Origin of the sequence: Ancylomarina sp. (genome assembly GCF_041555295.1) — a bacterium.
Taxonomy (GTDB): Bacteria; Bacteroidota; Bacteroidia; order Bacteroidales; family Marinifilaceae; genus Ancylomarina.
Genome location: NZ_JBFFKR010000046.1, coordinates 1 through 18,732, shown reverse-complemented (window position 1 = coordinate 18,732; position 18,732 = coordinate 1). Strand labels below are relative to the sequence as shown.

Annotated in this window: 14 protein-coding genes; 10 read left to right on the top strand and 4 right to left on the bottom strand. The window is 35.9% G+C overall.

What is annotated here, in order from left to right:
* Both menC and ABY905_RS05765 read right to left on the bottom strand, forming a co-directional pair.
* Positions 1-1,022, bottom strand: a 1,022-nt coding sequence (gene menC, locus ABY905_RS05770; protein ID WP_372641472.1) for an o-succinylbenzoate synthase, incomplete at its 3' end; no start/stop codon positions are given.
* A 20-nt stretch (positions 1,023-1,042) separates the two neighbouring features.
* Entirely contained in the window at positions 1,043-1,945 is a 903-nt protein-coding gene (locus ABY905_RS05765) for a 1,4-dihydroxy-2-naphthoate polyprenyltransferase (RefSeq protein WP_372641470.1), read from the bottom strand.
* A 215-nt stretch (positions 1,946-2,160) separates the two neighbouring features.
* On the opposite strand from ABY905_RS05765, the gene ABY905_RS05760 reads away from it, so the two are divergent.
* The 3 genes from ABY905_RS05760 (at position 2,161) to ABY905_RS05750 (ending at position 5,322) form a co-directional block, all read left to right on the top strand.
* A complete protein-coding gene (locus tag ABY905_RS05760) occupies positions 2,161-2,616 on the top strand; it encodes a ferritin family protein (protein WP_372641468.1) in 456 nt (151 codons plus the stop codon).
* Between the two features lie 51 nt (positions 2,617-2,667).
* Positions 2,668-3,138: a ferritin family protein gene (locus ABY905_RS05755; RefSeq protein ID WP_372641466.1), complete on the top strand. Its 471-nt coding sequence runs from the start codon at positions 2,668-2,670 to the stop codon at positions 3,136-3,138.
* A gap of 114 nt (positions 3,139-3,252) precedes the next feature.
* Positions 3,253-5,322, top strand: a complete 2,070-nt coding sequence (locus ABY905_RS05750) for a PKD domain-containing protein (RefSeq protein ID WP_372641464.1) — start codon at positions 3,253-3,255, stop codon at positions 5,320-5,322.
* Positions 5,323-5,386: 64 nt separating this feature from the next.
* On the opposite strand, the gene ABY905_RS05745 is transcribed toward ABY905_RS05750, so the two are convergent.
* Positions 5,387-6,037 (bottom strand): HAD family hydrolase, encoded by a 651-nt coding sequence (locus ABY905_RS05745; protein ID WP_372641462.1) that lies wholly within the window; start codon positions 6,035-6,037, stop codon positions 5,387-5,389.
* A 361-nt stretch (positions 6,038-6,398) separates the two neighbouring features.
* Here ABY905_RS05745 and ABY905_RS05740 point away from each other — a divergent pair, with 361 nt between their 5' ends.
* From ABY905_RS05740 to rnk, 7 genes are all read left to right on the top strand, one after another.
* The gene (locus ABY905_RS05740) at positions 6,399-8,411 is read left to right on the top strand and encodes a PAS domain S-box protein (protein ID WP_372641460.1); all 2,013 of its coding nucleotides are present in this window, start codon (positions 6,399-6,401) and stop codon (positions 8,409-8,411) included.
* 236 nt (positions 8,412-8,647) lie between these two features.
* Entirely contained in the window at positions 8,648-9,211 is a 564-nt protein-coding gene (locus tag ABY905_RS05735; RefSeq protein WP_372641458.1) for an RNA polymerase sigma-70 factor, read from the top strand.
* 231 nt (positions 9,212-9,442) lie between these two features.
* Complete coding sequence (locus tag ABY905_RS05730) at positions 9,443-10,642, top strand: FecR family protein (RefSeq protein ID WP_372641456.1); 1,200 nt, start codon at positions 9,443-9,445, stop codon at positions 10,640-10,642.
* Positions 10,643-10,808: 166 nt separating this feature from the next.
* Positions 10,809-14,288, top strand: coding sequence for a TonB-dependent receptor (locus ABY905_RS05725; RefSeq protein WP_372641454.1), 3,480 nt, complete (start codon positions 10,809-10,811; stop codon positions 14,286-14,288).
* Positions 14,289-14,309: 21 nt separating this feature from the next.
* Positions 14,310-15,707, top strand: coding sequence for a RagB/SusD family nutrient uptake outer membrane protein (locus tag ABY905_RS05720; RefSeq protein WP_372641452.1), 1,398 nt, complete (start codon positions 14,310-14,312; stop codon positions 15,705-15,707).
* Between the two features lie 125 nt (positions 15,708-15,832).
* Positions 15,833-16,972, top strand: a complete 1,140-nt coding sequence (locus tag ABY905_RS05715) for a redoxin domain-containing protein (RefSeq protein ID WP_372641451.1) — start codon at positions 15,833-15,835, stop codon at positions 16,970-16,972.
* Positions 16,973-17,421: 449 nt separating this feature from the next.
* Positions 17,422-17,832: a nucleoside diphosphate kinase regulator gene (gene rnk / locus ABY905_RS05710; protein WP_372641449.1), complete on the top strand. Its 411-nt coding sequence runs from the start codon at positions 17,422-17,424 to the stop codon at positions 17,830-17,832.
* A gap of 406 nt (positions 17,833-18,238) precedes the next feature.
* On the opposite strand, the gene ABY905_RS05705 is transcribed toward rnk, so the two are convergent.
* On the bottom strand, positions 18,239-18,732 hold a 494-nt coding region (locus ABY905_RS05705; protein WP_372641447.1), incomplete at its 5' end, for a hypothetical protein.

Genomic DNA, 18,732 nt, shown 5'->3' with positions numbered 1-18,732 from the left:
GATTGATTGTAGATTAAATACCCCTTAGATACTTCTAAAGGCGATTCGATATTGTTGGTGAAGAGTTGTCCTGTACCTAAACCTTGTGGCATTGGGTTATTTAATGTATAAGCCCACTGCGCAATGGCATTCAATCCGATATTCGATTCCAATGCTGATGTCATCCACCAGAGAATACATTCCGCTTTTGCGATATCGATCCATTCTTGGCTCCCCTTGAAACCTCCAAGCAAGCTTGGCTTTAAAATAATGTATTGAGGCTGTATCTGTTTAATCAACTTGATTTTATCCTCAAGCTTATAGATGCCTATTAATTCTTCATCGAGTGCGATGGGGAGAGGTGTCTCTTTGCAAAGATTAGCCATAGCTTCCCAATTGCCGGCTTTTATGGGTTGTTCTATTGAATGAAGATCAAATTTGCTTAAAGCTTTTAGTTTTTCCATAGCCTCATCAGGATGAAAAGCACCATTGGCATCAACTCGAATCTCTATTTGCTCTGAATTAAATTTCTCTCGAATTGATTTTAAAATCTCCAATTCTTCCTGAAAATTGATGGCGCCAATTTTTAACTTGATGCAATTATATCCTGTGTCAATTTTCTCTTGAACCTGCTCTTGCATATAGGCTCTGTCACCCATCCAAACCAAACCATTGATTGGGATTTTCGCTTCACTCTCTGTGAAATCCGAATTGAATAGAAGTCGTTTCCCACCATTTGCAAGATCTTTTAAAGCCATTTCGAAGCCAAAATAGATGGATGGCCATTCAATTAATTCATCGGCGAGATAGTCTTCAATTTGGTTGATGTGATCGCAAACCTCCTGTATTTTTTCTTCGTAATTATCTCTATCATCCGGGCTTAATCCTCTTATTATGGAACATTCTCCGATACCTTTCACTTCTGGATTTTTATCGTTCCAGATATGAACAAACCAAGCCTCTTTTTTTGTAAGAATACCACGTGACGTGCCACTTGGTCGTTTGAAATCTAAAGGAGAATAAGAAAAATTTGCGACTAACATGAATTAAATAGATGTAAGTTTTATAAAAGAGCACCTAGTCCAAAGGTAAGACTAAAAAAGAAACATGACAGAGCCAACTTCTTTAATTCGGAATCTAAATTTTGTGGATTCTGATTGATATTTACGATGTAAATATTTCGTAAAATCAGAGGAAAACTCAATAGATATATAAATTGAAAAGCCGTGCTAAAATTGAAAATACTGTAAGCAATTGCAAAAAGCATGGCTAAGGATAAAACAACAAGATGGTAATTTTTAGCCGCTTTTGAACCAATTTTAACGACTAAGGTTCTCTTCCCTGTTTTAGCGTCGTTTTCAATATCGCGCATATTATTAAGGTTGAGAACGCCTGTACTTAAAAGGCCAACAGAACTTGCTGGAAGAAGTAGATCCCAATGCAAACTACCTGTGTGCAAGAAATAACTCCCCATGACTCCAACTAAGCCAAAAAAGATGAAGACAAAAAGATCACCAAAGCCCATATAACCGTATGGATTTTTACCCACTGTATAATTAATAGCGGCCAAAATGGCTAGAATACCAATTGCAAAAATCACGATCGCTTCTTGTAAGCTGATTAGTTGTGCCGCATCATAAATTAATAGAGAACCACTGATTAAGGATAGAATAATAAAGACATAGAGCATGCGCTTCATTTCGGACTTACTGATGATGCCACTTTGAACGGCTCTTTTCGGACCCACTCGATTTTCGTTATCGGCACCTGAAATGGAATCACCTAAATCGTTCGCCAAATTTGAAAGAACCTGCAAAAACAGTGTGGTAAGAATGGCTAATATAAAAATGCGAGTATTGAATGAATGATGCGATGCTGCAAGCAAACTTCCAAGTATAATACTGGATAAGGCTAGGGGAAGTGTTCTTAATCTAAAGGCATGTATCCATGCTTTTGTTTTACTCATAGTCAAGGTTTATTTTTTGAAACACAAATTTAACCAATTTAAAATAACGCCTTAAGTTTATTTGTATCAAATTTTAACCTTAGCTCATAATTGTCTCATGTAAAAGCTCTTGTTCAACTATTTTTTTATTCGTAACTTTTACTCAAGCAAGTCATCTTGATACATTGTTCTATTTCTATTTTGAGTCAAATACATGACATAAAATATAATTTGTAATGAAGATTTTTAGAAATTTTGAAGAGATCATTGATTTTGCTATTGAAAGTGAGATGGATGAAATTCAATTTTATTCAGAACTAGCTGAAACAATGGAACGAAAAAATGTGCAACAATTGTTTCAGAGTATTGCTCTTGAAAAAACAGCTCGAATGATTCAGTTGGAAAGTATGAAAGAGGTTGGAGTTTTACTTGATATTGAGAGCGTGCAAGATTTGAAAATTGCAGGTTCTTTTTCCGATATTGATTATACGAAAAAAAATTTATCTTATCAGGAAGCCCTTATAATGGCGATGAATAAAGAAAAGGAGAAGTTTATTCTTTATCAGGGATTGGCCGATTGTACATCTGATAGGACATGTAAACAGACCTTTATGAGTTTAGCTAATCAGGAAGCACGTCAGAAATTAAAGCTGGAAATTGAATATGATGAGTTTATTCTGTCTGATAATTAGGATATCCTGTTGTGATTGAAATTTGAATCGTTATCATTTATAACCCGTATTATGGAAAAATATAACAGTATAGACGAGGTTTTGAATTTTGCTATAGAGCAAGAGCAAAGTGAGGTGGATTTTTATAACGATTTGGCTGATAAAATGAGCAAACCCAAGGTTGAGCAGTTATTTAGAGATATTGCCCTCGAAAAGCAAAATCATATACTAAAATTGGAAGCCATACGAATAAGTGGAAAATTTAATCACAATTCCTATGATCAAATAAAAGAATTAAAGACAGAACATTATATTGCTGATGTGGATTACTCCAATGAAGACCCCGACTATCTTGAGGCTTTAATAATGGCTATGGAGAAAGAAAAAGCCACTTTCATGTTTTATTGGGATTTGGCCGAACGGGTTTCTGCCACTGATCTCCAGGATCTTTTCTATATGCTTGCCTTACACGAAGCGAAGCAAAAAGTTAAGTTGGAAATTCAATTCGATAGAGATAGTGAAGAGCAATTTGAAGAAGACTAAGATGCCTTACCAGATATAAAAGCCCCACTTTATGTGAGGCTTTTTTTGTTTATGATATCTACTATCACCATAAAATTATTATTTTTAGCCTCCTATCAACAAACATCCATATTTATGCGCTATACGCTTATCAGCTTTTCTATTTTGGTGTTCTTTCTTCTTTCTGGTCTATCGTCAATAGCCCAAATTTCACATGGCGGCTATCCTTTTTTTAAGGAGACAGCAAGTCAAATGAAGTTTGAAACGGTTTTGATGCCAGTTGAAAAGATGCTTAATCTTAAATCAGAAAGAGCTGTTGAGACTCGATCAAGATTGAAGCATGCTAAGTATGCTCATGAATTTATAGTGGATAAAACAACTGAGAATTCAGGAACTTGGACCATTTTATCAAATGGACAACGGGTGTGGAATCTGGCGATTACTTCACCAGGAGCTTATTCTCTTAGCATCGTGTTTGAGAAGTTCCGTTTGCCTAAGGGTGGAAAGTTGTTTGTTTATAATTACACTAATGCGAGGGTGTTGGGAGCGTATACCGAAAAAAATAATAAGAACTCGGGACGATTTGCAATTGAGCCTTTAGCAGGTGACGATCTAATTATTGAATATATTGAGCCCATTAATTCGGAGTTTAAAGCTGATCTCAAACTAGGAAAGGTTTACCACGATTTTAAGAATGTTTTTAGAATTCTGGATTCCAAGAGTACTCAAGTGAAGAGTGCATCAGGGACTTGTAATGTGGATATTAACTGTTCTGAAGGCTTAAATTGGCAAGTTGAGAAGCGGTCTGTTTGCCATATGACCTATGGAGGTTGGATTGCTACCGGTACCTTGATTAACAATTCCAGTAAAGATGGGCGTCCTTATATTTTGACGGCTCACCATGTTATTAGTGAAGAAAACCTTGCTCAGCAAGCCATCTTTTATTTTAATTACGAAGCTGAAACTTGCGAAGGAACGACTGGTTCAAAGAGCCAATCCATTTCCGGATCGAATTTAAGAGCTACAACGAATCATTTGGATTTCACTCTTTTGGAGATGAGTTCGATTCCACCTTCCATTTATCAGCCTTACTATGCGGGTTGGGATCGGTCAGGATCAATACCCAGCCAAACAGTTTGTATTCACCATCCCAGTGGCGATGTGAAAAAAATATCCATAGACCAGGATCCTCCTAAAACGGATACTTATACTGACTTCGATTATACCTTTGATACGAATACACACTGGCTTATATCGAATTGGGATCTGGGGACAACTGAGGGTGGCTCATCAGGTTCTCCCTTATTCGATACTCAGCATAGACTGATTGGTGATCTTACGGGGGGAGATGCCAACTGTTCCAATTCAGTAAATGATTATTTTGCTAAGTTTTCTGCCAGTTGGGACAACTATCCTGCTAAAGAGAATCAACTTAAGTATTGGTTAGACCCTGAAAATACAGGAGTGATGGTTTTGGATGGGTATAGTCGATCTATTCAGTTAGATAAGGACATTGCCTGCGTAGAGTCAGATGTTGAAGTGTCCTTTAATTTTGGGATGGATTACGATACTTATTTTTGGGATTTCGGAGCCGATGCTAGTCCATCAACAGCCTCTACGGAAGGTCCGCACAAGGTTCGGTATTCAACATCAGGAGTAAAACAAGTCAGTTTGGTTTATAGCCTTGGAGAAGTGAGTACGAATGAATTCTCTAGTTTAGTTGTTGTTGATGAAACAGAGCCTGATTTCACATATTTGTTTAAGCAGAAAAGTTTTGATTTTAGTGATGCATCAAAGAATGCTGTGACTTATTTGTGGGAATTTGGTGATGGCCAAACATCAGAGTTAATGAATCCTAATCATGAGTATCAGAATTCGGGTCAGTATCCTGTGAATTTAACTGTAGGTAATGTTTGTGGAGAAAATAGCGTCACAAAGAATATCAATACGAGTTATGACTCTGAACTTGTGATTTATCCCAATCCGAGTAAGAATGTGAAAACCCGAGTTGATTTAAATGCCGTACTATTTAATCGTATTGATTGGTGGCTTTATGATACGCGTGGGGCAGAGCGTTTAAGTGGTTTTGTTTCGCAATATAACTCATTTATCGATTTGGATTTAAGACCATTCCCAGCAGGACTTTATATCCTGAAAATGGATGTCGATGGTTCCATCGTGAATAGGAAAGTTGTCGTTTTGTAAGCTTTTATAAGGAATTAACAGAAGGCTGATGACTCATTCTATGAGTCATTAGCCTTTCTGTATTTTAAAGATGATTTAAGAGTTCAGAAGCTTTACTGATAATGGCTTTGGCACCATTCGCTTTCAATTCGTCTGCACCACGGAATCCCCATAAAACGCCAACACCAAACATGCCTGCATTTTTGGCTGTTTCCATATCAACTCCAGAATCTCCAACGAACATGAGTTCACTTGCTGGGATTCCCATTTTTTCAGCAGCCATTAAAGCTCCTTGAGGATTTGGTTTTCTAGCGACATCACCACCTGCTCCAATTGCAAATTCAACATCCCATTTCGCCAAAAGAACTTTGACCACTTTTTGAGTTAGATCGTTAGCTTTGTTTGAGAATACGGCAATCTTAATTCCTTTTTCCTGAAGCTGATCCATTAGATTGGCAACATCTGGGTAAAGTTTGGTTTTGTTGATGCAATTAGCACCGTAAACCTCAAGCATTCGATTCAGATTCTTTGCGAAAAATTCATCTGTTCTTAGTTCTTCAGGCAAAGATCGTTCAACCAATTTACGAATACCATTTCCTACAAAAGTTTTATAAGTATCTATACTGTGAGTAGCTATGTTTTGTTCTTCTAAAACCTGATTCATTGATTCCGCAATATCCTCAATCGAATCGGCTAGTGTACCGTCTAAATCGAATACGATTCCTTTTATATTCATTGTGATTATTTAATGTGTTTGTATACGACTTCATATTATGTGTGAAAGTCTATGCAAATATCGTTATGAACACTTTACTAGCAAAAAGATTGTACTCTAAATTAAGGCAGTTTTTACTTTTCTTTCAAATCACGTTTTTTCGAGAACGACAATTGTGTAAGTATACATTTTATATTAGTTGTGTATGGTCATATTTTTTCTTTATCTTAAAGAACTAATATCAACACGATAGATAAGTTAGGGCCTGAAGAATACAAGGCAGGTCGATTAATAAACAAAGGTTCGAGGAATTTGAAAATCATATGATGGAATTTAAGCCATAAGCTGATATTCAGATAAATATTTGATAAGAGAAGTTAATATGAGGAATGAAGAGCTTGAACAACTGGTAATTCAGAGAACATTAGAATTAGAAGCTGCTAATAAAAAACTATCTCATGAAATAGAGATTAGAAAAAAGGCAGAAGAAAAACTTTTGAAGAAGCATGATAATTTTTTGAAAATATTTTCAGCAGTGCCAATGGGATTGCTGCTTCTTGATAGTGAAAAGGCTATCGTAAATGCAAATCAGGCGGTTTATTCTATGGTTCTCCGTGAGCCCAATGAGGTTATAGGTCGCAGGTCAGGGGATGCGCTTGGCTGTATATATAGTTTTGAAACACATAAAGGATGCGGATTTTCTGATTCGTGCCCAGCTTGTCCTTTACGCCATGGAATAGAACAAATCATTTTAGGGAACCCCTCTATACACGGAGAAGAACTGAATTTAAGCTTAATGATCAATGGCAAGTCTGAGGAACGCTGTCTTAGCATAAGTGCTGAGCCAATTGATATTGATGGAAATCTCCATGTGATAGTCGCTATTGATGATATCACAGATCGCAAAAAAAACGAAGAAGCACTAAAAGAAAGTGAAAAACGGATGAGTACCATCCTCGAAACGGAACCTGAATGCGTAAAAATCCTCGACCTTAAAGGGAAATTAGTCTACATGAATCCGGCAGGTCTTAATATGATTGAAGCTGATAGCCTGGACCAGATTATAGGTCTGCCTTTGCTACCATTGATAGGTGAAGAATATCAGAAGCCTTTTACTGAACTTTTTTATAAAACTTTAAATGGTGGATGTGGCAAGCTGGAGTTTGAAGTCATCGGATTAAAAGGTAGAAAGAAATGGTTGGAAACGCATAGTGTTCCTCTCCGTCTCCAAAATGAAGAGATCACAGGGGTGCTCGGCATAACGCGTGACATCACAGAGCGCAAAAAAGTGGAAAGGAAACTGAAAAGATCCTTATCATTAATGACTGCTACACTAGAATCAACTGTTGATGGTATTCTTGTGGTTGATAGAAAAAGGAAAGTTAAAAGATTTAATAAAAAATTTGTAGAACTGTGGCGAATCTCAGATGCAATGATGTCAACCCGCAATGATGAAAAACTATTAGCATCGGTGCTCGATCAATTATCTGAGCCTGAAAGTTTCATAAGAAAAGTAGAAGACTTGTATTTGACCGATGATGAGTCTTTTGATGTTGTGGGATTTAAAGATGGTCGAACATTCGAGTTTTATTCACGACCACAGGAATTAGATGGGAGAAATATTGGACGAGTATGGAGCTTTCGCGACGTTACTAAACGTAAAAAAGCTGAAGAAGCACTAAAAGAAAGCAAAGACCAATTAGAAGAGCTAAATGCAACCAAAGATAAACTTTTTTCAATCATTGGGCACGATTTGCGCTCCCCCATTGGTGGTTTAAAGCAGCTTATAGAGCTGACTCTCTCCACTTCCGATTTAAGCGATACCCAAAGTATAAGCGAAATATTAGAAGATATTCGAAAATCAGCTAGTACGACTTACGATTTATTGGAAAACCTTTTAGCCTGGGCAAAAAATCAGCGTAATAAAGTTGTGTTTAAGCCAACTCAAGTGAATTTGCATGAAATAATTGATGCATGTATCTTATTAATGGCAGAGGCTGCAAGAAATAAAAATATTACCATTCGTAATGAAGCTTCCCCCCAGCAATGGGTTTATGCTGATGAAAATATGCTCATGACCATTCTTCGGAATTTATTGACCAATGCCATTAAGTTTACTCATCCAAATAAAAACATCTATTTGTCGGTCATCGATAATGGAATAGAAGTCTCATTTAGTGTTAAAGATGAGGGTGTTGGAATTAAACCTGAAAACTTGGAAAAATTATTTAAACCAAACGATTTCTTAACAACTTATGGTACCTCAGGTGAAAAAGGAACGGGTTTAGGCTTACTACTATGCAAAGAGTTTGTTGAAAAACACAGTGGTGAAATTTGGGTTGAAAGTGAATTGGGAAAAGGAAGTGATTTTAAATTTACGATACCTTTAAATTAATAAAGCCGATAGCCAGCCAAGACTTCCTTTTTATTTAAAATCCCTCAAAGAGAGGGAGTAAGGGAGTATCCTTTTTTTTCTTCTTATTTCAACTTATAAACCTTTCAGGGTTTCAATTTTAGACCCCATTCAGACCATCCAAACTGAGTGGGCATTTTTTTGAATTCATCAATCTTTTGTATTATCGACTGAAAAAAATAACTTTAAGCCATTCTAAACGACTCTTAATCCCTAATATGTTTACCCCACAGGACTTTGATTTATTTCGCAAAGGCGACAGACAAGCTTTCAAAAGTATTTTTGACACCTTTTATAAGGCCTTGTTGACTTTTGCAAAAAAATATGTGCAGGACAATGATTTGGCCGAAGATCTGGTACAAGAGGTTTTAGTGAAACTTTGGGAAACGAGACGTACGATAGAGGATGCTTCAACCATAAAGGCTTTCCTATACATGAGTGTGAAAAATAAAGCACTGAATCATTTTCGACACCAGAAAGTTATTGACAGCCATCAGAAAGAAATGCTCCAGGATAAATCGAATGAACTATTTTTCAAGAACCATTTGATTGAGGAAGAAACCTACCGTTTGCTGATACAGGCTATTGAGGGTTTGCCTGATCAAACCCGAAAGGTGTGTACTTTGAGTATGAATGGCGCTAAGAATGCACAAATTTCTGAAGAGCTTGATTTGTCAACCAGTACAGTGAAATACCATAAAAAACAGGCGATTACAATTCTAAGAGAACGCCTCAAAGATCAGCTTTTCCTTTTGCCTCTTTTGGCTTATCTTCTCGATTAACAGGCTCTAAAGTGAGAATGCTTCTAGGTTTATAAGACTCTAGTTGGCAAGCTTCTATTTCGAGGTAATTTGCCTTCCATTCTTCCTTTGTTTTATCGTTCTAAAAGGTATAACTTTTCAGATAATAGCTGAATGTTGACGGTTAAATTTTAGATTTTTTCAAGAAAAAATCAATTTCTAACTGTCCTTTTGTTTGGCTCAAGTGTATTATTAGTACAAAAGCCAATTAAAATGATGAATACCACCAAAGAATACATCAGGATTTCAAAACTCATTTATAAAGAGAAATCTAATTTGTTGAGTGATATTGAAAGAGTATCCCTCTACGAATGGAAAAATGAGTCAGAAGAAAATCAAACACTATATAATAGTTTGCTTCAGGATTTAAATCTTGAAACCAAGCAGAAAGAGTACGATAAGATTGATATTCATCAAGCTTGGGAGAGAATTCAACCTCAAATTAAATCGGAAAAGAAAACTCGCAAGCTCTTTGTGGAATTTATGCGTTACGCTGCAGTTTTAATTCTACCATTGGCGTTAGGTGGCTATTTGGTGTACAATGCCATCGATTCGGTTGAAACTTACGATGAAATCTTGGTGGACAATATTACTCCGGGAACTCAGAAAGCAACTTTGGTTTTGGCCAATGGTGAGATGATCGATCTTGAAGATCAGCAGAACCGTTTGATAAAAACCATCGAGGGAGATCAATTAGACAATAGAGATCATAAACTTTCCTATAAGGGCGAACATCTGGCCGAAATGAAAACAAACTGGCATCGACTGGTCGTACCCAAAGGAGGGGAGTATCAGTTACAACTGTCAGATGGAACACAGGTTTGGCTTAACTCTGATTCTGAATTAAAATATACCGATAGGTTCGATGGGCAAGACAGGATTGTACATCTGAAGGGCGAGGCGTATTTCGATGTGGCTAAGGATAAAGAGCATGCCTTTATTGTAAAAACCAACACTATGGATGTGAAGGTTTTTGGTACTGAGTTTAATGTGATGGCCTACGAGGATGAGGAAGCAGTGCATACTACTTTGGTTGAAGGAAGCGTTGGTGTTAACCTGAAGAATGAGACTGGAATTGTTGAGAAAATGATGTTAAAACCTGGTATGCAGGTCGCTTATAATAAGGGAGACCCGAAAGGAGAGCTTAGAACAGTTGAACCCAGTTTATATACTGGATGGAAAGAAGGTTTGTTCCAGTTTAATGACGAAGATCTCGGAAGTATACTCCGAAAACTTTCACGTTGGTACAATGTAAAGGTGTTTTTTCAGAATCCAACAATTCAAAATATCCGTTTTACAGGTGAAATGAAACGTTTCGAGGATTTCTCAACCATTCTGGATTTATTAGAATTGGGATCAGATGTTGAGTTTGAAGTTAAAGGAGATGTATTAACTGTTAATCAAAAAATATAATAGAACCCAAAAAGAAAACCCGAAAAATGCGACAACATTTTTCGGGCAGTTAAAAGAATACATGCGGTATTCTTAATTTAACCTTAATCATCACAAATTTATGAAAAAAAACTGGAATTGTCATTTTCTTCCGACAAGAGGAAAATGGCTGAAAAGCTACTGGCTTATGAGGAATTTTATTATTCTGTTTTTTGCACTCAACCTAAGTGCTTTTGCTAATGGACTTTCACAGGAGGTTTCTTTAGCCCGATACGAGAATGCCACGCTAATTGAGGTGTTTGAAGATATTAAAGTACAAACGGGTTATGGTATTCTCTACAAAATACAAGACGTTGATTCTGATATCAGGGTGAATATGATTGTGGAAAACACAAGTGTACAGGAAATTCTGGGCAATGTGCTGGAAGGAACGAATCTGGGTTACAGAATTAAGAATGAGGTGATTGTGATTTTCAAATCTGATAAAATCAGTTATCCAAAAGAAATAGTCAAGAAACAAGAAAAAAAAGAGCTCAAAGGAACTGTTACCGATGATAAGGGCGAAACCTTACCGGGTGTATCTGTGGTTGTGAAAGGGAGTACGATAGGTACTGCTACTGATATTAACGGTGAGTTCCTATTGATGATACCTAATGATGCTGAAGTATTAGTATTTACCTTTGTAGGGATGGTTTCTCAAGAGGTTGCATACAGTGGGCAAGAATCATTAAATATTATCTTGAAAGCCGACTTCGAAGGATTAGACGAAATTGTAGTCATTGGCTATGGAACCACCAAGAAAGAGCGAATTGGAAGTGCAATATCTCAAGTAGATGCTGATGCTATTGAAGAACGATCAGCGGGTGCTGTCAGTATTGATCAAATAATTGGCGGGCAGATTAAAGGTGTTCAAATTAATCAATCTTCCGGAGCACCAGGTTCGGGTTCAACAATTCGGGTACGAGGAATTACTTCACCTTTTGCAAGTGGAAACAATCAGCCTCTGTATGTGATTGATGGCGTTCCATTCAATGGCGATGTTGCGACAGGAAATGGAAGCTTTAGTGGGGGTGAAAATCCCTTGTTAAGTATTTCCCCTTCTGATATTGAAAATGTTTCTGTACTAAAAGATGCTAGTGCAACTGCAATATATGGTTCCAGAGGTGCTAATGGTGTCATTATCGTAACCACAAAGCGTGGGAAAAAATCAAGTCGTACTGATATTAAACTGAACTATGTATACAGTATCTCAAACCCTTTGAACACACAAGATGTTCTGGATACTGATGGTTTTAAGTCTTTGCATAATATGATTGCTAAAAATACAATCAATGCATTTTACGAAGGAACAGCATCGTACATTGGTTTTAGTGATGCCGATTTAATTGTTGATGCTGATACGGGCGAAAGCAGAGAAAGTATTTATAACCTTTTTTCAGGTGAGACCATTCCTGTATACGGTAATGCGAATACGGATTGGCAGGATAAGATTTACCGTGAAAATGCAGCAACACATCAGTGGAATTTGAGTTTTAGCGGGGGAAATGACAAAACAAATTATGCCTTTGCATTATCTCACACGAATCAAGAAGCTTTAATGATTAATGAAGACTTTAAAAGATATGGTGCTCGATTAGCTATAGACTCAGATGTTAATGATTGGTTGAAAATTGGAACATCTATAAATTATAGTGGAATAAAAAATATATCCGGTCGTCAGACCTTAGTTGGTTATGGATCACCAACAGATGCTATGATCTCAAGACCAGATTTTGAGGTGTATCAGGAGGATGGTAGTTTTAAACGAATTCCAGATTTCTGGCAAGGATATGGATACGGCATGGGGGGATATATTTTTGAGAACCAAAACCCAATTGCCGGTATGGAAAATAAGATTGAGTCGAAGACCAACTCTTTTATTGGGAATGCCTACTTAGCTGTTGAGCCTATCAAAGATTTATCTATAAAAGCACAGGTAAATGTTCGTTCTTTTAATACGATAGGTTCTGATTTTGCTCCAACAAGGGCTCAAGCTTATGATGTATTTAATACAGATAGAAAAAGCATGTTGTCAAATAGTCTTTCTGATATCACTAATGTTTCCACTGTTTTTCAGGCTAATTATGTGAAAAATATTAACAATCATTTCTTTACATTAATGGGAGGTATTTCCTTTGATCGAAATTTCTATCATAGCGAATCTCAAACCTACCTTGGTACTGCAGATGATAATGTGCTTACAAATACATCTTCAGCGTCTACTCATTTCTATTCTCGAGGAGGAAAAGCTGAAAGTGGAACGAATTCTATTTACAGTAGATTACAATATTCTTATTTAGCAAGGTACACTGCAACGGTTAATTTTAGAACGGACGAATCTTCAAAGTTTGCGCCAGGAAATAAACGCGCCTATTTTCCTTCTTTTGCTTTGAATTGGAATGTTGCCAATGAGGCATTTATGAAAGATCAAAGCTTTGTGAAACAATTAAAATTGCGCGGTAGTATTGGACAAACGGGATCGTCAAATGTAAATGATTTTAGTTATTTACAATTTTTTGAAGTTGGACAAATTGAGACGGGAAAATACAATGGTCAATCGACAATTGTAAACTCTAAAAGCTTTCCAAATAAAGATATTAAGTGGGAAACAACAACGGAATACAACCTTGGACTCGATTTCTCGCTTCTTAATGATCGTTTGTATGGTAGTGTTGATTTTTATAACAAGTACACGAAAGATGTATTGGCTCCAACTCCAATCTTTCTTGAAGCTGGATCTCCTAATTTCATAAGTAATCTTGCAGAAATAAGTAATAAAGGAATTGAGCTTGATTTTGGCGGGTATTTTATTAAAAATGGTCAATTCTCATGGAGTGCCGATTTTAATATTGCTTTAAATAGAAATAAAGTAGAGGATATTAATGGCGCATCTCTTTCTCAGTTTCAGATAGATAACTTTATTGAAGGAGAGCCTGTTGGTACCATAAAAGGATATCGTGTAGAAAAGATTATACAGGATCAAGCTGAAATAGCTGAATTAAATTCAAAATCTCCAACAGGAGTTTATTATAAACAAACTACGGGAGCTGGTGATTATTTGTATAAAGACATCAATGGTGATGGACGAATTACATCTGATGACAGAGATATTATTGGAAATATGCAGCCAGATTTCTTTGGTGGATTTTCAACAACTTTAAACTATAAGGGCTTGTATTTATTTGCAGGTTTCCAGTACTCTGTAGGAAATGAAAGAGAGTGGGGGAATTACCGTTCTTTAATTGGGAGTCCAAGAGTATTTGCAAACATGGCAAAGGAGGCCTTGACTGATACTTGGACACCTGAGAATACGGATGCTAAATACACTCGTTTAATTTATGGAAATTTCGACAATGCAAGTGTCAATGACCGTAATATTCAGGATGCATCTTATTTAAGGTTTAAGATTTTAAGATTAGGTTATCAAGTTCCAGAGAATCTTTTAAAGAATTCACCGTTGCACAGCGTGAATGTATTTGCCTCAGCATCAAATCTATTTACAATTACAAATTATAAGGGCTTGGATCCTGAAGCTATCGGTAGTTCATTTATAAGCAGTGGTGTATCAGGTGGTGATGATTATCCATTTGCTAAAACATTTTCACTTGGAGTAACTATCGGATTTTAAATGACAATTAAATTAAATGATATGAAAAAATATAATTTCATTTTTCTATTGGGTTTCGTGCTGTCCATCCTGTCTTGTGATATCATGGGCTCATTGGATGATATCAAACCTCTTAATAAACTTGAGGAAGAACAAGCTTTTACAGATAACATAAAAGTTGAAGCAGCATTAAATGGTGTTTATGCCACATGGAGAAAAGCTTCTGGGAGATACTTACCAGGCAATATTATGGCTTTATCAGGCAATTATAGCCGTAATTATAATACAGCGTTTAATGAAAATAATATCGATTATAGTAATTCTGATATAGGTGATGCATACATTGGGTATTATGAGTTGATTCAGCGAGCTAATTTTCTTATTGATGCAATGACGAGTGATCAACCTGTAACAGGAATGACTGATCTTCGAAGAGCTGAAGTAGAAGCAGAAGCCAGAATTACGAGAGCGATGAGTCACTTGTTTTTATTAGAGATTTTTGGGCAATTTTACGATGTTAATTCTACTTATGGCGTTGTTTTAAAGATGACTGCTTCTCGTGAACTTGAGAATCCTGAAAGGAATACCGTACAGGAGGTTTATGATGCTATTATTGAAGATCTGGATTTTGCAATTGTAAACGCGCCTGATTTTGCACCTCATTACAAAATGTCTAAATCAGTAGCCCAGGCTTTTAAAGCCAAAACGCTATTGTATATGGGTTTATACGATCAGGCTTCTGATAATGCTTTGGCAGTTATTAATAGTTTTTATTACCCTCTTGAGGCACATTATAGTGATGTTTTCACGAATGGATATAATTCACAAGAAGTATTATTTGCTCCACTTTCAATAGCTTATACCGAAAGTGTACCTGTAAACATTAGTAATTACTTCACACCTTTAGCAATTGAGCAAATGGCAGATCAAGAAGCCGAAGATGATATATCTGGAACCGTATATGATAAACGATATACTTTTGCCCATGTTGATGGTGTGCCTCAGGGATTGAGAAATGCTAAATACCCTTATAACTCTTCAACTGAAGGACAGCAGTCTAATACTCACTTTATTATGAGAACAGCTGAAGTTTATCTGATTTTTGCCGAAGCAAAAGCGCGATTAGCTGCGGGTACGACGGTTGATACTGAAGCTTTAGATATGCTCAATGAAATCAGAACAAGAGCAAATATGCCTGCTAAATCTCCAATCACTAAGGAGGCTCTTCTCGAAGATATTCGTATAGAGAAAAATTTAGAACTATTTGGCGAATTTGGACAGCCCTGGTTCGACTTAATTCGATATCATATGCTAGGTGATATTAACATTTCGTTGATCAAATCGTCCATTGTTTCGATTGATCAGCTAACAATGCCAATACCCAGAGCGGCATTTGCAGGAAATAATGCTTTGATCCAAAACCCAGGTTATTCAAACTAATTCAAAAGGAGGAAGTTTTTAAACTTCCTCCTCTTAAAAATACGTGCGGTATACTTATAGTGATATATGCATACAAGTATGCTAAATATAGTATATGTAAATGAATTGTAAATAAGAAGTTTAAGATGAGAAAGATTAATGTAGTATTAGGTTTTGTGTTGTGTTTTATGCTTGCATGCACTTTTGCACCAGAAGAATATGTCATAAATGGTACAGTTAATGAAAAGGACTTTGAAGGTAAGGCTTTCCTTTTTAGTTCAACATTTGATACGCTTCAGGTGGCTGAAATCGTTGATGGTAAATATGAATTTAAAGGTCAGGTAGATCAACCTACCATGGCTAAAATTAAGATTGGTCATACAAGTTTTGATTTGATACTCGAAAATGATTCATATCAAGTCATTGTTAACGACTATGTAAAGTATGCTAAAGGAGGTAAGATTAATACTTTGGTTTATGGGTATAATTCAGACGAAAACTTTATGGCTTATCGAAAAGGTTATAAAGAAGCAGTAATGAAGGAGTTTACGGGGCTTGATATGATGGATGAGGTAGCCGTAGATAATGCTAGAAAAAAAGTAAATGATAAGCAATCTGTTTATTTCAAATTGATTATGAATTTTCAGAATAAAGTATTGGATGGAGATTATCCTGCAATAGCTAAACTCTTTGTTTTATCAACGCATTATGATTGGAAGAAGTACGATATCAATAAAAGTCTTGAATTGCTGGGGGAATATGAGAAGGAGCTTGGCAACAATGAATTTTTAAATCGATTGAGACAAACTTATCTTAATGAAATAAAAGCTGAAGAGAAGCGTAAATCTGTAGCACCAGGTAAAACCTTCAAAGACGTTTTTGCAATGGGAATTGATGACAAGGAAGTGAAATTATCGGATATTGTTTCTGAGAACAAGTATACACTCTTCGAAATGTGGGCGTCTTGGTGTGGTCCTTGTCGTGGTGAGTTCCCTCACTTGAAGAAAGCTTATGGTTTATACCATAAAAAAGGATTTGAAATTTATGCGCTCTCTTTCGATGATAGTAAAAAACAATGGTTAAAGGCTTTAGAGCAAGAGGATGTGCCCTGGGTTAATGTTGTAGACTTCAAAGGTTTTGAGAGTTTGGCTGCTCAACAATATTCTGTTCAAGGTATACCAGCCAGTTTTTTAATTTCTAAAGAAGGAATTATTGTAGCTACAGGTAATGATATAAGAGGTTTTGCTTTAGACGAAAAGTTAAAAGAATTGTTAAGTGACTTATAGCCTGAATATTCTTGAAATAGAGAAATTGCATCTACATATTATTTCTTTGTACATAGCTCTTTTTTTTGTCGCTTGAAATATTTGAAAATTCTGAAGTCTTAACAGATCTTCGTGATCTAAATATACTTTTTCTCTTAACGTAATTACAAACACAGCTTTAATAATTCGATTTAACACTTTCGTATAAATAACCTCCCTCTAGATACTCTATCATAATTAGGTGGTGATTGGTTAGTGAGTTTTTTATGACCCTACTTAGAATTTTTCTATGATATTAATCACTTGCTGATATATTACTTTGTTAGTTTCTTACTTTTCATAAATTAGGTTTGGCTCTAAGTAAGAAGAGTGTGAGGTTATTTATGCGATTTGTGATATTCTTAAATCTTGATTAAAGTGTAAATATGAAATGTTAGGTTTTATTGATAAAGTAATTATAAAATATAATGATGGGAAATCTTATTATAAGTCGACTTGATTACACTCGGATTAAAAAGTGTATCAGTGATGCAAAACGAAATAAAACGATTAGTGATTTTGAAGCTAAAGAATTGCTTACAGAACTCAATTCAGCTAAAATTGTAGAACCTCAAGCTGTTCCATCTAATCTTGTTACGATGAATTCTGTTGTTAAATTAAGTTTTTTAAATAGTAACAAACATGTTCAATTCCGGATAGTTTATCCCGACGAAGCAAATCTAAAAGACCATAGAATATCAATATTTTCACCAATAGCTACTGCATTGATTGGGTATAAAGTTGGAGATGTGATAGAGTGGGTTGTACCAGCTGGTTTAACACAATTAAAAATTGATGAAATAGTTTATCAGCCTGAAGCTGCTGGTAATTTTGATTTGTAATGTAACAAAAACTATTTGCTAATATACAGACCTGTTAATATCAAATTACCTACTATAATGCTTAATTAGCTTTCGGAGACTCACAATATCCAACCAGGAGTGGGTTTTTGAAAAAATGTCGGCTTTAAAACTTTGATGTCAGGAACACCGTTATAGACTTCTGTTGCTTTCGTATAAAAAGGCAGATATAGAATATCTTATAAGTATAATTTAACCACCTCCATTTCGGAGGTGGTTTATTGATTTTAGAGTCTGGTTCGTTCTGCAGGTATGAAGCGATCCCTCTAAATTAATAAATCCAATAGCAGCCAAAGTTCCCTTTTTTTTAATTTCTTCGAAGAGGGGGAGAGTGAGTGTTTTTTTATCTTTATTGAGTTGATCTGGTGTCATAAACAAGTCAAATAACTTATAACTCTATTTTAACCGCCTTAACATTCTCCTTAAGTGATTCCGAAATCAGCTTTTTCAAGCGTAAGGTTTGCTCCTCTAGTGCGCCTTGTTTTTTTGGATCGTAAAGATGTTTGTATTGACAAGGAACAAGATTATATTTCAATTCATCCATTGTGCCGCTTACATTGAGTCCCAATCTAACGGGTAATGGCGTATCTGTTACCGATATGTGATAATTAAAGCGATTATCCATATTATGACGTCCGGAAATAACGGCTTTATAATCGTCCATGACAATAAGGAAAGGATATAAATCAATTTCATCTCTAAAGAGAGTCATCTCAACACTCAGGCTATCTATCACATTTTCTGTTTTTTTCTTAAACATCAGTTTACTGGCAATCATATCGAACGTTTCGGTATCCATAAGGGTGAGTTCCTGCCCCTGAAAAGCCGCCGCACCACGAATGGTAGATTGTTTAAGAGAATAATCGCTTTTAAGATAGGTCT

What these genes read in the sequence shown, in the direction of transcription:
- ABY905_RS05765 (WP_372641470.1), bottom strand. Translation starts at nt 1,945, where the DNA reads ATGAGTAAAACAAAAGCATGGATACATGCCTTTAGATTAAGAACACTT.
- ABY905_RS05760 (WP_372641468.1), top strand. Translation starts at nt 2,161, where the DNA reads ATGAAGATTTTTAGAAATTTTGAAGAGATCATTGATTTTGCTATTGAA.
- ABY905_RS05755 (WP_372641466.1), top strand. Translation starts at nt 2,668, where the DNA reads ATGGAAAAATATAACAGTATAGACGAGGTTTTGAATTTTGCTATAGAG.
- ABY905_RS05750 (WP_372641464.1), top strand. Translation starts at nt 3,253, where the DNA reads ATGCGCTATACGCTTATCAGCTTTTCTATTTTGGTGTTCTTTCTTCTT.
- ABY905_RS05745 (WP_372641462.1), bottom strand. Translation starts at nt 6,037, where the DNA reads ATGAATATAAAAGGAATCGTATTCGATTTAGACGGTACACTAGCCGAT.
- ABY905_RS05740 (WP_372641460.1), top strand. Translation starts at nt 6,399, where the DNA reads ATGAGGAATGAAGAGCTTGAACAACTGGTAATTCAGAGAACATTAGAA.
- ABY905_RS05735 (WP_372641458.1), top strand. Translation starts at nt 8,648, where the DNA reads ATGTTTACCCCACAGGACTTTGATTTATTTCGCAAAGGCGACAGACAA.
- ABY905_RS05730 (WP_372641456.1), top strand. Translation starts at nt 9,443, where the DNA reads ATGATGAATACCACCAAAGAATACATCAGGATTTCAAAACTCATTTAT.
- ABY905_RS05725 (WP_372641454.1), top strand. Translation starts at nt 10,809, where the DNA reads ATGAGGAATTTTATTATTCTGTTTTTTGCACTCAACCTAAGTGCTTTT.
- ABY905_RS05720 (WP_372641452.1), top strand. Translation starts at nt 14,310, where the DNA reads ATGAAAAAATATAATTTCATTTTTCTATTGGGTTTCGTGCTGTCCATC.
- ABY905_RS05715 (WP_372641451.1), top strand. Translation starts at nt 15,833, where the DNA reads ATGAGAAAGATTAATGTAGTATTAGGTTTTGTGTTGTGTTTTATGCTT.
- rnk (WP_372641449.1), top strand. Translation starts at nt 17,422, where the DNA reads ATGGGAAATCTTATTATAAGTCGACTTGATTACACTCGGATTAAAAAG.